13 protein-coding genes are annotated in these 14,486 nt (G+C 68.8%); 8 read left to right on the forward strand and 5 right to left on the reverse strand.

The genetic code is table 11. The features are described 5' to 3' along the window. Positions 1-111: 111 nt before the first annotated feature. Genes ACNO8X_RS03125 through ACNO8X_RS03135 form a run of 3 tightly spaced genes read left to right on the forward strand, consistent with a single transcriptional unit; the run spans position 112 to position 3,768 of the window. Positions 112-1,572 (forward strand): CCA tRNA nucleotidyltransferase, encoded by a 1,461-nt coding sequence (locus tag ACNO8X_RS03125; RefSeq protein WP_418004112.1) that lies wholly within the window; start codon positions 112-114, stop codon positions 1,570-1,572. 18 nt (positions 1,573-1,590) lie between these two features. Next, the gene (locus ACNO8X_RS03130; protein WP_418004113.1) at positions 1,591-2,112 is read left to right on the forward strand and encodes a pullulanase; all 522 of its coding nucleotides are present in this window, start codon (positions 1,591-1,593) and stop codon (positions 2,110-2,112) included. Positions 2,113-2,157: 45 nt separating this feature from the next. Beyond that, entirely contained in the window at positions 2,158-3,768 is a 1,611-nt protein-coding gene (locus ACNO8X_RS03135; RefSeq protein WP_418004114.1) for a diflavin oxidoreductase, read from the forward strand. Positions 3,769-3,772: 4 nt separating this feature from the next. On the opposite strand, the gene ACNO8X_RS03140 is transcribed toward ACNO8X_RS03135, so the two are convergent. Beyond that, positions 3,773-4,555 carry a TIGR03084 family metal-binding protein gene (locus tag ACNO8X_RS03140; RefSeq protein ID WP_418004115.1) on the reverse strand — a complete coding sequence of 261 codons (783 nt, stop codon included), beginning with the start codon at positions 4,553-4,555 and terminating at the stop codon, positions 3,773-3,775. A gap of 243 nt (positions 4,556-4,798) precedes the next feature. On the opposite strand from ACNO8X_RS03140, the gene ACNO8X_RS03145 reads away from it, so the two are divergent. Both ACNO8X_RS03145 and ACNO8X_RS03150 read left to right on the forward strand, forming a co-directional pair. Then, positions 4,799-5,062, forward strand: coding sequence for a hypothetical protein (locus ACNO8X_RS03145; RefSeq protein WP_418004116.1), 264 nt, complete (start codon positions 4,799-4,801; stop codon positions 5,060-5,062). A 110-nt stretch (positions 5,063-5,172) separates the two neighbouring features. Further along, a complete protein-coding gene (locus ACNO8X_RS03150; protein ID WP_418004117.1) occupies positions 5,173-5,769 on the forward strand; it encodes a hypothetical protein in 597 nt (198 codons plus the stop codon). A 76-nt stretch (positions 5,770-5,845) separates the two neighbouring features. On the opposite strand, the gene ACNO8X_RS03155 is transcribed toward ACNO8X_RS03150, so the two are convergent. Next, positions 5,846-7,126 carry an MFS transporter gene (locus tag ACNO8X_RS03155; RefSeq protein ID WP_418004118.1) on the reverse strand — a complete coding sequence of 427 codons (1,281 nt, stop codon included), beginning with the start codon at positions 7,124-7,126 and terminating at the stop codon, positions 5,846-5,848. Positions 7,127-7,252: 126 nt separating this feature from the next. On the opposite strand from ACNO8X_RS03155, the gene ACNO8X_RS03160 reads away from it, so the two are divergent. Continuing rightward, positions 7,253-7,858 (forward strand): YqgE/AlgH family protein, encoded by a 606-nt coding sequence (locus ACNO8X_RS03160; protein WP_043391524.1) that lies wholly within the window; start codon positions 7,253-7,255, stop codon positions 7,856-7,858. An 8-nt stretch (positions 7,859-7,866) separates the two neighbouring features. Here the strand turns inward: ACNO8X_RS03160 and ACNO8X_RS03165 are convergent, their stop codons facing one another. Both ACNO8X_RS03165 and ACNO8X_RS03170 read right to left on the reverse strand, forming a co-directional pair. After that, on the reverse strand, positions 7,867-8,223 hold the full coding sequence (locus ACNO8X_RS03165) for a hypothetical protein (RefSeq protein ID WP_418004119.1): 357 nt from the start codon (positions 8,221-8,223) through the stop codon (positions 7,867-7,869). Positions 8,224-8,272: 49 nt separating this feature from the next. Next, positions 8,273-9,280 carry an LpqN/LpqT family lipoprotein gene (locus ACNO8X_RS03170; RefSeq protein WP_418005754.1) on the reverse strand — a complete coding sequence of 336 codons (1,008 nt, stop codon included), beginning with the start codon at positions 9,278-9,280 and terminating at the stop codon, positions 8,273-8,275. 195 nt (positions 9,281-9,475) lie between these two features. Between ACNO8X_RS03170 and leuS the strand changes: the two genes are divergently transcribed. Continuing rightward, on the forward strand, positions 9,476-12,358 hold the full coding sequence (gene leuS / locus ACNO8X_RS03175) for a leucine--tRNA ligase (RefSeq protein WP_418004120.1): 2,883 nt from the start codon (positions 9,476-9,478) through the stop codon (positions 12,356-12,358). A 21-nt stretch (positions 12,359-12,379) separates the two neighbouring features. On the opposite strand, the gene ACNO8X_RS03180 is transcribed toward leuS, so the two are convergent. Then, positions 12,380-13,045, reverse strand: coding sequence for an SDR family oxidoreductase (locus ACNO8X_RS03180; RefSeq protein WP_418004121.1), 666 nt, complete (start codon positions 13,043-13,045; stop codon positions 12,380-12,382). Between the two features lie 54 nt (positions 13,046-13,099). Here ACNO8X_RS03180 and ggh point away from each other — a divergent pair, with 54 nt between their 5' ends. Next, positions 13,100-14,440, forward strand: a complete 1,341-nt coding sequence (gene ggh, locus ACNO8X_RS03185) for a glucosylglycerate hydrolase (protein WP_043986340.1) — start codon at positions 13,100-13,102, stop codon at positions 14,438-14,440. Positions 14,441-14,486: the final 46 nt, after the last annotated feature.

Here is a 14,486-nt window from a genome sequence, read left to right on the forward strand (position 1 = left end):
GCTGCTCAGGTTGGGCGCTCTGTCCCCACTCGCCGGTCAGTGGCCCAGTTGTGACCGTGCCGCGATGGTCGGTACTCCGGCGGTGGGGTGGGCGCATTAGGCTCATCGGACGTGCCGAACGATGCAAGTGCCGATGCCGGGTTGCTGACCGCTGCTGCGGTCGCACTGAACAAGCATGCGGATTTGCTCGTGGACCTGGGCAGGGTGTTCGCCGCGGCGGGCCATGAGCTCTATCTGGTGGGCGGCAGCGTCCGTGACGCGCTGCTGGGCCGCGAGCTGAACGACCTGGATTTCACTACCGACGCCCGCCCGGCGCAGCTGCAGAAGATGCTGCGCGGCTGGGCAGAAGCGTTGTGGGACACCGGGATCGAATTCGGCACCATCGGTGCGGCCAAGCATGGGGAACGCATCGAGATCACCACCTTCCGGGCCGACAGCTATGACCAGGTGTCACGCAACCCCGAGGTGGTGTTCGGCGAGCGGCTCGAGGACGACCTGGTGCGCCGGGACTTCACCGTCAACGCGATGGCGGTCCGGATCAACCCGGACCTGCCCGGCGGCATCGGCGAGTTCCACGATCCGCTGGGCGGGCTGACCGCGCTGGCCGGCAAGGTGCTCGACACCCCGTCGGCGCCGCAGGTGTCGTTCGGTGACGATCCGCTGCGGATGTTGCGGGCCGCCCGGTTCGTCTCACAACTGGGGTTCTCGGTGGCGCCGCGGGTGCTGGAGGCGCTGCTCGAGATGGCGCCGCAGCTGGGCCGGATCACCGCCGAGCGGGTGGCCGCGGAACTGGACAAGCTGATGTTGGGCGCCGACCCCGTGGCCGGCGTGGACCTCATGGTGCAGACCGGCCTGGGCGACGTCGTGCTGCCTGAGGTCGGCGCCATGCGCATGGCGATCGACGAACACCACCAGCACAAGGACGTCTACCACCACTCGTTGACGGTGCTGCGCCAGGCGATCGACCTGGAAGACGACGGTCCTGATCTGGTGCTGCGCTGGGCCGCGCTGCTGCACGACATCGGCAAGCCCGACACGCGCCGCCACGAGGCCGACGGCGGCGTCAGCTTCCACCACCACGAGGTGGTCGGCGCCAAGATGACCCGCAAGCGCATGCGTGAACTGAAGTACTCCAAGCAGATGGTCGACGACGTCTCGCAGCTGGTGTACCTGCACCTGAGGTTCCACGGCTACGCCGACGACAAGGGCGCCGGCCAGTGGACCGACTCCGCGGTGCGGCGCTACGTCACCGACGCCGGCCCGCTGCTGAGCCGGCTGCACAAGCTGGTGCGTGCGGACTGCACGACGCGCAACCGTCGTCGGGCCGCGCGCCTGCAGGCCAACTACGACGGTCTCGAGCGGCGCATCGACGAGCTGGCCGCCCAGGAGGATCTGGCGCGGGTGCGCCCGGACCTGGACGGCAACGAGATCATGAGGCTGCTGGGCATTCCGGCCGGGCCGCAGGTCGGCGAGGCCTGGCGGTTCCTGAAGGAGCTCCGGCTGGACCGCGGCCCGCTGGACCACGACGAGGCCATCGCCGAATTGCAGAAATGGTGGAACGCCAGGGGCTGATCAGCCGTCCATTCAGGTATGGACTATTGCCTGAGTGATGGGGACGGGTCGGCGTCGTGGTGGCCGGGGGAGCCGGGCGTGGATGCCGATGGTGACGGCACGCTCGACGGCGTGCGGCTGGATGTGGACGGCGACGGATTGTTCGACGACGCGTTGGCCGACTTCGACGGCGACGGCCGGGCCGACCATGCCGTCGTCGACGTGGATGGTGCGCGGGTGGCGTTCACCGATGACGGGTCGGGTACCTGGGCCGTCGGCTCGGGGCTGCGGTGGTTCGGCTTGGACGGCACCGAGCAGAGCGGGGGAGCGATCATCGATTTCGACGGTGACGGCGCGGCCGACGACCGCCTGATCGATGCCGACGGCAACGGGCTCGCGGACCGGGTGCTGGCCGGACCCGTCGCCTACGCGGACACCGACGGCGACGGGCGGTGGGACGTGCAGCTGTCCGACGCCGACGGCGATGGGGCGGCGGACGGTGCCGCGGCGGTGAGCCCGGCCGAAATAGGGAGCGCCCACAACGGGCACCCGCCGAACTAAGGTCACCCTAAATTGGCGCCTGAGGTAGGCGCGGGGAGGGTGATCGTGACTGTCGGACCCGGCTTCTCGCTGATCGTTGGCTACGGCACCGACATGGGCAACGCCGAGGACGCCGCGATGTCGTTCGCCGAGGCTTTCCAAGAGGCCACCGGGATCACCACGGTGGCCACCGAGCTGAACCAGGTTGACGTCGCCGCGCTGGCGTCGGTCAGCCATTTCGTGGCGGTCACGTCGACGTTCGGCGACGGCGAGTTTCCCGACACGGCCACGCTCTTCTGGGAAGCGCTCAGCGCCGACACGGCCGGCCGCCTCGAGCAGTTGAGCTTCGCGGTGCTGGCCCTGGGGGACAGCGGTTACGACCTGTTCTGCCACGCGGGTCGGCTGCTCGACGAACGACTCGAGGAACTCGGTGCGACCCGGCTGGCGGGCCGCGTCGACATCGACGGGCCCTACCGGGAAGAGGCCGCAGCCTGGACCACCGAGGTGGTCAAGCTGCTGATCGAGGCGCAGCCCACCGCGTCCACCGACCGAGTTGTTGCGCCGGCGACCCCGGAACGTGCGGGTCGGTCCGACCCGAACCAGTCGGTCGACGTGCGGATCGCGGTCAATCGATTGCTGACCGCACCCGAGTCGGACAAGGAGGTCAGGCACTACGAGCTGGATCTCGCCGGCACCGGGATCAGCTATGCGGCAGGTGATTCGATCGCGGTGCACGCCACCAATGACCCGATTCTGGTCGAGGAGATGCTGACTGTGCTGGGCGTCGATGGCGGCGAGGGCGTGGACGGCCACGACGTCCCGCTGCGCGCCATGCTCGCCGAGCAGCTGGAGATCCGGTTGCCGTCGCGAGCCTTGCGATCACTGGTGGCCGGCCGGGTGTCAGACGCGCCCGACGCCGATGAGCTCGGCGACGGGCCGGGCACGTGGTGGTACGGCAAGGATGTGCTGGACCTGATCCGGCTGGCCGAGCTGACCCTCGACGAGGTGCTCGACACCCTGCGGCCGTTGCAGGCCCGCGACTATTCGATCGCCTCGAGCCCGCTGCGCCACCCTGACACCGTGCATCTGACGGTGGCGACGGTGCGGTACGCCGAGCCGGATCGTAGCCACGGTGGTGTGGCGTCCACGTTCCTGTGCGACCGCGCCGCAACGACACGCGTGCACCTGCGGCCGAACCATCATTTCCGGTTGCCTGCCGCCGACGTGCCGATCATCATGGTCGGCCCGGGCACAGGGATCGCACCATTTAGGGCCTTCCTGCAGGAGCGGGCCGCCGCCTCAGCTCCCGGCGCCTCGTGGTTGTTCTTCGGCGACCGGCGCCGGGCCACCGATTTTCTGTACGCCGACGAGCTCGCGGGCTTCCTGGAATCGGGCACCCTGACCCGACTCGATCTGGCGTTCTCCCGCGACGGTGTCGATGGTGGGACGAAGGACTATGTGCAGCACCGGATGTGGGAGCAGGCGGCGGAGGTATTCGACTGGCTCGAAGCCGGCGCGTACCTCTACGTCTGCGGTGACGCCGAGCGCATGGCCAGGGATGTCGACGCGATGCTGCACCAGATCGTCGCCGACCGCGGCCGGCTGGACCCGACGGCTGCGCACGCCTACGTCAACGATCTGATCAAGAACCACCGCTATCTGCGGGACGTCTACTAGGTGGTCAGCCTCGGCCCGCTCCCGGCGGCCCGGCGAAGGCCTGGGCGATGGTCAGCCACTTCTGGGCGTCTTCGCCGACGGCCGTCACGTCCAGTTCGCGCAGCGGCCGGCGCTGGGTCACCAGCAGGCAGAAATCCTCGGCCGAGCCGGTGACCCGCTGCGCGGCGTCGTCCGGACCCCAGGCCCACACGCCACCGTCGGGTGCGGAAAGTTCCACGTGAAACACCTCGGCCGGCGGGGTCAGCTCATGCAGTGAGAAGGCGAAATCCCTTGTCCGAACCCCGATGTGCGCGATGGACCGCAGCCGGGCCGTCGGCTCGCGCCGGACCCCGAGGGTGTCGGCGACGTCAGCGCCGTGCGCCCAGGTCTCCATCAGCCGGGCACTGGCCATGGACGCGGCGCTCATCGGCGGGCCGAACCAGGGCAGCTTGCGGCCGTCGGCCACACCTTCGAGCGCATCGTGCAGCGTGGTCCGGGTGGCGCGCCACTGCGCCAGCATCTCGGCCGGCGGAGTCTGCGCGAGTTCCTCGGCCGCCACGTCGACGAACCCGAGCGGGTTCTTCCACGCCTCGGTGAGCGTCGCGGCGAAGGCGTCTTCGTCGGTCACCGCCAGCACGGACACCTGGTCCGTCCACCACAGATGAGCGATCTGATGGGCGATGGTCCAGCCGTCGGCCGGGGTGGCAGTGGCCCATTCGGCGGGCGGCAGATCGGCCACCAACCGGTCCAGGTCGTCACTCTCGGCACGCAGATCGGCGATCACACCGGCAGCAGCATTGGGGGCCATGGCAGCACCCTAGACGGTACCCGCGGTCCTGCTGCGCTTGCCCGCGTAGCGCGGCGCCAGGCCGACCCGGCGGAGACACCGTTGACAGCAACAGAACAGGTTTCAGTCAGTTACCGCACAGAAGTTTGCCAGTTTCGGGAACTTTGTCGAATCCTGCCGCGACTATCCGAGCCGACAGGTACTGGTGTCGACGCGGTCGAAGGCGCGTCGTGCCGAACAGGATTCGACGTGCAGGAGAAAGCGATGCGAACGACACGACCGGTGAGTAAGGCCACGGTGGCCGTCGGCAGTTGTCTGGTGGCGGTGTGTCTGTTCGCTGCCTCGCCGATCGCCCTCGCCGGGGCGCATCCGGGCCATGACCACGGCGGTTCAGCCGACAGTGGGAGTTCTGGCGGGGGTGGCGGATCCAAATCAGGCAGTGGTGGCAAGAACAAGCGTTCCAAGCCGCTGTGCTCCGCGGGCGATCTCGGATCGGCGTCCACCGGCTGCGCACCCGCGGGTCGCTGATCTTCCCCGGCGTCGGTCCGAACCTCACCAGCAGAAGACCGCAGACCGCGCGTCTTCACCTGATTTCCAACGGGATTCGTCATGCCCGAAGTAGAAGAGAAAGGCAAACAATGTCTGTAATCAACCGCCGTGTCGCATCGAGGCCCGCGATCCGGGTGCCGGCCCTTGCCGGCGCCGCTGTGGTCGGAGCGTTGATGGTCATCGGCTCGCCCGCCGGCGCGGCCAATGCACACGGTTACAGCACGGAGTCCGGCGACGCGGTGGGTCGCCCCGGTCTGAAGAACCCTGCGCCCGAGTTGCGGGTGGTGCAGGCGGCTGGAGACCGGGTCTTCAACCAGAGCACGCCGACGAACCGGGCATTGGACAACTCACCGGCGGGGGCTTACTACCACGATCGCTTCGGGACCCCGAACTACGAGACGCCGACCCACGGCAGCAACGGCGATTATCAAACCCTGCTGAACAGCCCGAAGGTCCTCGGTGGGGCACCGGGCAAGCTGTACGACTTCGCACAGGCGAACGGTGCGGCGCTGCCGGACGAGAAGGATATGGATGCCACCTACATCCGACGGCTGAGCGGCGTGCCGCAGTCGGATCACACCCACGGCGGCACGGTGTCGGAGCACCCGCACACCGTGTCCGTGGCGGCGACCACGTGTGGCAAGTCTGTCGGCTCCACGACGATCAGCGCCCAGGGCACCTGCTAGAGGCGCAGTCGGCACGGGATCGCGCCGGGTGGGCGGGGCTGCCACCCGGCGCGTAATCCCTTGCGCCGCAAGGTCGTCAAGTGGTCCTGCTGCGCTTGGCCAGTGTCGCGTGCAGGGCCAGGCCCACCAGGTAGACGACCGCACCACTGGCCATCAGCGCCGAGGACTTGCCGTCGGCCGGAATCACGGCCGCGGACACGGTGATCGCTGCGATGAACGCCATCCAGAACAGCGCGTCCTGGACCGCGAACACGTGGCCGCGCAGGGCGTCGTCGACGTCGAGCTGCATCGCCGAATCCGCGCACAACTTGACCACCTGCCCAACCGTGCCCAGAACCAGACTGCACGCGATCAGCACCGGGATCTGCAGCCCGACACCGGAAAGCTGAACCACTGCGGCGATGGCGAGGGCTCCATTGGCGGTGGCGTAGCGACCCCAGCGTCGTACCGCGGCCGGCATGACGACGTTGCCGAGAAACGACCCGAGACCCGCGGCGGCCACGAACACGACGGTCACCGCGAAGCCCGCGACGTGTTCGCCGCCGCCGTGCCGGACCAACACCAGCACCATGAGGGTGTTGATCCCGAACACCATGCGGTGTGAGGCCAGGCCCGTCAGCGTCGCGGCCACCGTCGGCACGTTGATCACCGACCGCAGTCCGTAGACCCAGCCGGTGACGACGGCGTAGATGGCTGACCCGTGCACCGCGCGGGCGCTGTCATCAGGTCCCAGGAGGTGGGGGTGGAAGCGCACCACCAGCCACAGCGCGAGTGCGACCGGCAGCGCCGCCAACCAGATCACCACGGCCGAGCTGGCGTCGCCCGCGCCGAGCAGCCAGCGTGGCAGCAGCATCAGGTTGGCGCCGGCGAACGCTGAGACGGCCCCGCACGCGGTGACCACCGAGTTCATCGACACCACCTGTTCGGTGGGTACGACGTGCGGCAGTGCGGCCGACATACCCGAGGAGACGAAGCGGGTGAAGCCGTTGATGATCAACGCGCCGAACAGAATCGACGTGTCGCCCGCGGCGGTGGCCAGCAGCGCGCCGACGCCGATCATCAGGAGCAGTCGCGCCAGGTTTGCGACGATGAGTACCTGCCGGCGATCCCAGCGGTCCAGCAGCGCGCCGGCGAACGGACCCAGCAGTGAATACGGCAGGTACAGCGCCGCGAAGGCGCCGGCGATGGCCCACGGGTCGGCCTCGCGCTCCGGATTGAACAGCAGGCCGCCCACCAGACCGGCCTGGAAAAGTCCGTCGCCGAACTGGCTGACCACGCGCAGTTCCAGCAGCCGGCGAAAGTCCGGCAGGGCCTGCACCGCATGCAGGACGACGTGGTGGGGGCGGCGGTCGGTCACTGGAATATTCGTGTCCTGATTTGTGGGTGCCGGGCGTGATTGAAGCGACCTGCTCCACAGTACAAATATCCTGGCAAGCCGTGTGCGTTGGTCACGGCGAGCGCCTGTGGATGCCATGATGGAGGCGTGGCGCAGTCAGAGGAACCGGAGGATTTCATCGCCCCTGCCACGCACCGGATTCGGGCGGGGACGCTGCTGCTCGCCAACACTGATTTGCTGGAGCCGACCTTCCGGCGCAGCGTCATCTACATCGTCGAGCACAACTCCGGTGGCACGCTCGGTGTCGTCCTGAACCGGCCCAGCGAGACGGCCGTCTACAACGTGTTGCCGCAGTGGGCGAAGCTCGCCACCAAACCGAAGTCCATGTTCATCGGTGGTCCGGTGAAGCGTGATTCCGCGCTGTGCCTGGCGACCATGAAAGTCGGCGTCGACGCATCGTCGGTGCCGGGGCTGCGGCATGTGCAGGGCCGCATCGCGATGGTCGATCTGGACGCCGAACCCGAGGACATCGAAGACGCCGTCGAGGGCGTCCGGATCTATGCCGGCTACTCCGGGTGGTCGGTGGGCCAGCTCGACGGTGAGATCGAGCGCGACGACTGGATCGTGCTGTCGGCGCTGCCGTCGGACGTCCTCGTGGAACCGCGCGTGGATCTGTGGTCGCGGGTGCTCCGGCGTCAGCCGATGCCGATGGCGATGCTGGCGACGCACCCGATCGATGTGAGCCGGAACTAGCGGCAAATTCAGCTGCAGGACAGCGTGCAGCTGGCGCAGCTGCCGGCGCAACTGTCACCGGCGGGGGCGTTGTCCCGGGCCATCATGGCGGCTCCGGCCTTGGCGCCCTGGTAGCAGCCCGCGGCGAAGGTGCCGACGGCCCCGATGACGCACACCATCAACACCATCACACCGGTGCTGGGCGGTGCGACGAGAGCGACGGCGCCGCCGGCGGCCAGCATCACGGCCGTCGCCAGTTGGATCGGTGCCACCGAGCGCAGCACGCGCGGCACGGTGTCGGTGGAATGGGGGCGACGCAGCGACCAGGCGCCGACGCCCGCGGTCACCACGGCCGCGCACAGGCACAGCACCGCGGCGATCAGCATGCGTCTCAGGATAGGGGCGGCCGGTCAGCCGCTCCAAACCGGCGACCGGTCAGCGGCCCACGCCGGGGATCGACGCGGTGAGGGGTACGGCCCCGGCGGTGTGCGGCAGGACAGCGGCCGGCGCCGGAACCATTGGGGCGGCAGGTGCCGGGGCGGGAGCCGGTGCGACAGGTGCGGGCACCGCGGCCGGGGCGGGTACTGCGGCCGGTGCGCCCGGCACGCTCACCTTGAACCCGTTGACGATGGCGTCGGTCGCGTTGCCGGAGGCGACGGTCACCTGCGCACTGGTCGTCACCGACAGCGTCACCAGGTAGCGGTCGGCGCCGGACGTTGCGATGAGGTGCCGCCGCGAGGTGTTCAGCGTCATGTTGTTCTCGCGGAACGTGCCTTCGATGATCGCCGACGGCATGCCGTAGAAATCGGCCATCGAGCCGTCGGTGGACCGCCACGCGACCTGCTGCTGGCTGTCGATGAAGCCGTGGCTGATGGCTTCCCTGGGATCGAAGTCGCCCGCCAGCTTGTAGACCTGCAGGGCGGCGTTCGAGGTGTAGAGGCCGTCGCCGCCGACGCGGTCCGCGATGACGGCGAAGGCGTCGGGCACGTTCGGATCCGGGACCGGGGCCCAGCCGGGAGGCACCGGCAGGACGATGTTCAGCGCCGTGAAGCCGGCGGGCGTCTGCCGCTGCATCGCCACGTTGTGGGCGCGGAGATAGTCGACGATGGTGCCCGAGGCGGCCGGCGCGATGGTCGGCGTGGGCACCGGGGCCGGCGCGATGACGGGTTGGGCCACGGCGGGCTGGGGAAGCGTGGCCGGCTGGGGGACCCCGACGGGCTGACCGGCGGGGATGAAGGCGGGGCCGGCGGGCGACGCGGCCGCCACCGGCGCCGGGGCTGCCTGCACGGTGACGGTCTGGGTCACGGTCGCCGGTGCCGGGATGACGGGCTGGGGTGGCAGCGGGTCAGCGGATGCGGTGCTACCGGCAAAGCCGACGACGCCCGCCAGACCTGCGGCGACACCTCCTGCCAGAAGTCGCCAGTGGCGGGCGTTCTCGAACATGTGGCGCCGGTCCTTCCGCTTCACTTCTGCATCACGCGTTGCACTCGAGCCGACTGTATGTAGGTGTGTGCCCTGCCCACCAGGTCCGGCACGCACCTGCAACCGTGCTCTGACCGCACTGCAACGGAACCGAGACCAACGGCGATCGGCTGGCGTGATGCAGGTCGCGCCGGGGGTGTTGACTACCCTGTGCACGTGAGCGAATCCCCGAATGCGCAGGCCAACGCGCGTCCCGAGGCGGCCGTGGCCGTAGACGCCGACAGCCCGCAGCACCGTTACACCGCCGAACTGGCCGGCACGATCGAGGCCGGCTGGCAGCAGGTGTGGACGGACCGCGGCACCTTCAACGTGCCGAACCCCGTCGGCTCGCTCGCGCCCACCGATGGTTCGCCGGTGCCGGCGGACAAGATGTTCGTGCAGGACATGTTCCCGTACCCCTCGGGTGACGGCCTGCACGTCGGGCATCCCCTCGGCTACATCGCCACCGACGTGTACGCCCGCTACTTCCGGATGACGGGCCGCAACGTCCTGCACGCCTTGGGTTTCGACGCCTTCGGCCTGCCGGCCGAGCAGTACGCGGTGCAGACGGGGACGCACCCGCGCACGCGCACCGAGGCCAACATCGTCAACTTCCGCAGGCAGCTGGGGCGCCTCGGCCTGGGGCACGACGCCCGGCGCAGCTTCGCCACCACCGACACCGACTTCTACAAGTGGACGCAGTGGATCTTCCTGCAGATCTACAACGCCTGGTTCGACGCGTCGGCGCAGAAGGCCCGCTCGATCTCCGAGCTGATCGCTGAATTCGATTCCGGTGCAAGGACTCTCGACGACGGCCGGGACTGGTCGGCGTTGTCCGCCGCTGAGCGCGCCGAGGTCGTCGACTCGTATCGCCTGGTCTACCGCTCCGACTCGATGGTCAACTGGTGCCCGGGCCTGGGCACCGTGCTGGCCAACGAAGAGGTCACCTCCGACGGCCGCAGCGAGCGCGGCAACTTCCCGGTGTTCCGGAAGCGCCTGCGGCAGTGGATGATGCGCATCACCGCGTACTCGGACCGGCTGCTCGAGGACCTGGACGTGCTGGACTGGCCCGACAAGGTCAAGGCCATGCAGCGCAACTGGATCGGCCGCTCCACCGGTGCCGCGGTGCTGTTCTCGGCCGGTGACGCCGACATCGAGGTCTTCACCACCCGCCCCGACACCCTGTTCGGCGCGACCTATCTGGTGCTGGCCCCCGAACATGACCTGGTCGACTCGCTGGTGGCCGATGCCTGGCCCGCCGATGTCGACGCGCGCTGGACCTCCGGCGCCGCCACCCCCTCCGAGGCGGTCGCGGCCTACCGCGCCGCCATCGCGGCCAAGTCCGACCTGGAACGCCAGGAGAACAAGACCAAGACCGGCGTCTTCACCGGCGCCTACGCCACCAATCCGGTTAACGGACACCAGGTTCCGATCTTCATCGCCGACTACGTGCTGGCCGGCTACGGCACCGGCGCCATCATGGCGGTGCCCGGCCACGACCAGCGCGACTGGGAGTTCGCCACGGCGTTCGGCCTGCCCATCGTGGAAGTTATTGCCGGAGGGGATCTTTCGGAGTCCGCGCACACGGGCGAGGGGGCGTTGGTCAACTCTGACTACCTCGACGGTCTTCAGGTTGCCGATGCCAAAGCCGCGGTCACCGAGAAGCTCGTGGCGGCCGGCCGCGGCCAGGCCCGCGTCGAATTCAAGCTCCGGGACTGGCTTTTCGCCCGCCAGCGGTACTGGGGCGAGCCGTTCCCGATCGTCTACGACGCCGACGGCCGGGCCCACCCACTGCCGGACTCGGCGCTGCCCGTCGAACTGCCGGACGTGCCGGACTACTCGCCGGTGCTGTTCGACCCGGACAACGCCGACAGCGAGCCGTCGCCGCCGCTGAACAAGGCCACCGAATGGGTGCACGTCGACCTGGATCTGGGTGACGGTCTGCAGCCCTACACCCGCGACACCAACGTCATGCCGCAGTGGGCCGGCAGTTCCTGGTACGAGCTGCGCTACGCCGACCCGCACAACTCGGAAACGTTCTGCGCCAAGGAGAACGAGGCCTACTGGATGGGTCCGCGCCCCGAGATCCACGGTGCCGCTGACCCGGGTGGTGTCGACCTGTACGTCGGCGGTGTCGAGCATGCGGTGCTGCACCTGCTGTACTCGCGGTTCTGGCACAAGGTGCTGTTCGACCTCGGCCACGTGTCGTCGCGCGAGCCGTACCGCCGGTTGGTGAACCAGGGTTACATCCAGGCGTTCGCCTACACCGACTCGCGCGGCGCCTATGTGCCGGCCGCGGAAGTTGTTGAGCGCGAAGGCAAGTTCTTCTGGACCGGCCCGGACGGCGAGATCGAGGTCAACCAGGAGTTCGGCAAGATCGGCAAGAGCCTGAAGAACTCCGTCTCGCCCGACGAGATCTGCGAGGAATACGGCGCCGACACCCTGCGCGTCTACGAGATGTCGATGGGCCCGCTCGAGGCGTCGCGGCCGTGGGCCACCAAGGACGTCGTCGGCGCGCACCGGTTCCTGCAGCGCGTGTGGCGCGTCGTCGTCGACGAAACCACCGGGGAGCCAAGGGTTTCCGACGACGCCCTATCCGACGACACGCTGCGCCAACTGCACAAGACCATCGCCGGGGTGAACGAGGACTACGCGGCACTGCGCAACAACACCGCCGCCGCCAAGCTCATCGAGTACACCAACCACCTCACCAAGGAGGGCGTCACCGCCCGCGCCGCGGTCGAGCCGCTGGTGCTGATGGTCGCGCCGCTGGCCCCGCACCTGGCCGAGGAACTGTGGCGTCGCCTCGGTAGCGAGAAGTCACTGGCGCATGGCCCGTTCCCCGTCGCCGACGAGCGCTACCTGGTCGACGACACCGTCGAGTACCCGGTGCAGGTCAACGGCAAGGTGCGCGGCAAGATCGTCGTCGCCTCCGATGCTGACAAGGCCACGCTGGAAGCCGCCGCGCTCGCCGACGAGAAGGTGCAGGCCTTCCTGGCCGGCGCGGCCCCCAAGAAGATCATCGTGGTGCCCGGCCGGCTGGTCAACATCGTCGCCTGACTCGTGCACAAATCCCACGGATCAGCGCGGGCGGATGATCACCTCGTGCTGGTGGGCGTCGTCCGGGGTGGCCACTACCTGGGCGATCACCTGGGCGACGGTCGACGGCTTCAAGAATCGCTCGGGCTGGTACTCGCCGCCTTCGTACGCCACCAGGTTCCACTGCATGTCGGTGTCGATCCGCCCCGGGTAGACCGTCGTCACCCGCAGGGATGGTTCGTCGGTGCGCAGGGCGTCGGCGAAGGCCCGCAGCGCGAACTTGCTGGCCGCGTACGACGCCAGGCCGGGGGACGGGCTGCGGCCCGCGCCGGAGTTGACGAAGATCACCTGACCCCGGGCCGCGCGCAACGCCGGCAGTAGGGGCAGCGTAAGTCCCACGGCGCCAATCACATTCACTTCCATGGTGGCCCGCCACTCTTCGACCGACGATTCGCCGACCCGGCCGGGGTACGCCACGCCTGCGTTGTGCACCAGCACATCGAGCTCGACGATCGGCTCGACCGTCGCCTCGACGCTTTCATAGTCGGTGAGGTCCATGGGCCAGGTGGTCGCGCCCAGTCGCTCGGCGACGGCGTCGAGTTCGGCCGACGGCCGGCCCGCCAGGAACAGCGTGTGGGTCGGGGCCAAGGCTTCGGCGATGGCCAGTCCGAGGCCCCGGGAAGCGCCGGTGATCATTGCGGTCGGCATGGCGTGAGCCTACCGATCAGCGAATCCCGGAGCCGCGACGCACAATGGACAGCGATGCCACCCGACCACAGCTTCGCGCCCACCCAGCTCTCTGCCCGCGCCGCCTACCTGCTGCGGGGTAATGACCTGGGCGTCATGACGACGGCGGCGCCGCTGCTGTACCCGCACATGTGGAGCTGGGACGCCGCGTTCGTGTCGATCGGGCTGGCGTCGCTGACCGTCGAGCGCGCTGTCGTCGAACTGGACACATTGTTGTCGGCGCAGTGGGCCAACGGCATGATCCCGCACATCGTGTTCGCCAACGGCGTCGACGGCTACTTTCCCGGGCCGGCTCGATGGGAGACCTCCACGCTGGCCATCAACGCGCCGCGCAACCGGGACACGTCCGGCATCACGCAGCCTCCGGTGCATGCCATTGCGGTGCAACGGATTCTGGACCATGCGCGGACGCGTGGACGCTCCACCCGGGTGGTGGCCGAGTCGTTCCTGGACCGCAGGTGGGACGACCTGGTGCGCTGGCACCGCTGGCTGGCCGAGGCGCGTGACCCGCAGGAGCGTGGCCGAGTGACGCTGTATCACGGTTGGGAATCCGGCATGGACAACTCGCCGCGATGGGATAGCTCCTACGCCAACGTGATTCCGGGTGCGGTGCCCGAATACCAGCGCGAGGACAACGCGATCATCACCGACACCAGCCAGCGTCCGTCCGACGTCGAGTACGACCGGTACCTGTGGCTGCTGGAGGAGATGAAGTCCGTCCGGTACGACGACGCGCTGCTGCCGAAGGTGATGAGCTTTCAGGTCGAGGACGTGTTCGTCTCGGCCATCCTGTCGGTGGCGTGCACGGTCCTGGCGGAGATCGGCGAGGACTACAAGCGGCCGAATGCCGATGTGCGCGAACTGTATTCGTGGGCCGAGCGGTTCCGTCAGGGTGTGGTGGCGACCACCGACGAACGCACCGGCGCGGCCCGCGATTTCGATCTGCGGGCCGACAAGTGGATCCCGAGTGAGACCGTGGCGCAGTTCGCCCCGTTGCTCTGTGGCGGTCTGCCGCATGACCGCGAACGCGCGCTCCTGCGACTGCTTGAGGGCCCGCGGTTCTGTGCGCACCCCGACCTCAAGTACCCGCTGATCCCGTCGACGTCACCGGTGTCCCGCGACTTCCGCCCGCGTGAATACTGGCGCGGCCCGGTGTGGCCGGTGATGACGTGGCTGTTCTCATGGTGTTTCGCGCGCCGCGGGTGGTCCGAGCGGGCATCGATCCTGCGCCGGGAAGGCCTGCGGCAGGCCAGTGACGGCACGTTCGCCGAATACTACGAGCCCTTCACCGGGGAACCGCTCGGCAGCATGCAGCAGTCGTGGACCGCCGCGGCTGTGCTGGACTGGCTGGGTTGAGCTAGGCGGTATTGCCGCGCTTCTCAGCGCGGCTCGTTCCTCGCCG

This window comes from Mycobacterium sp. PDNC021 (assembly GCF_048282635.1).
Lineage (GTDB): Bacteria > Actinomycetota > Actinomycetes > Mycobacteriales > Mycobacteriaceae > Mycobacterium > Mycobacterium llatzerense.

Excerpts from the sequence above, each read along its gene's own strand:
- ACNO8X_RS03170 (WP_418005754.1), bottom strand. The coding sequence starts at position 9,280 with ATGTTCGAGAACGCCCGCCACTGGCGACTTCTGGCAGGAGGTGTCGCC.
- ggh (WP_043986340.1), top strand. The coding sequence starts at position 13,100 with ATGCCACCCGACCACAGCTTCGCGCCCACCCAGCTCTCTGCCCGCGCC.
- ACNO8X_RS03145 (WP_418004116.1), top strand. The coding sequence starts at position 4,799 with ATGCGAACGACACGACCGGTGAGTAAGGCCACGGTGGCCGTCGGCAGT.
- ACNO8X_RS03150 (WP_418004117.1), top strand. The coding sequence starts at position 5,173 with ATGTCTGTAATCAACCGCCGTGTCGCATCGAGGCCCGCGATCCGGGTG.
- ACNO8X_RS03130 (WP_418004113.1), top strand. The coding sequence starts at position 1,591 with ATGGACTATTGCCTGAGTGATGGGGACGGGTCGGCGTCGTGGTGGCCG.
- ACNO8X_RS03140 (WP_418004115.1), bottom strand. The coding sequence starts at position 4,555 with ATGGCCCCCAATGCTGCTGCCGGTGTGATCGCCGATCTGCGTGCCGAG.
- ACNO8X_RS03180 (WP_418004121.1), bottom strand. The coding sequence starts at position 13,045 with ATGCCGACCGCAATGATCACCGGCGCTTCCCGGGGCCTCGGACTGGCC.
- ACNO8X_RS03165 (WP_418004119.1), bottom strand. The coding sequence starts at position 8,223 with ATGCTGATCGCCGCGGTGCTGTGCCTGTGCGCGGCCGTGGTGACCGCG.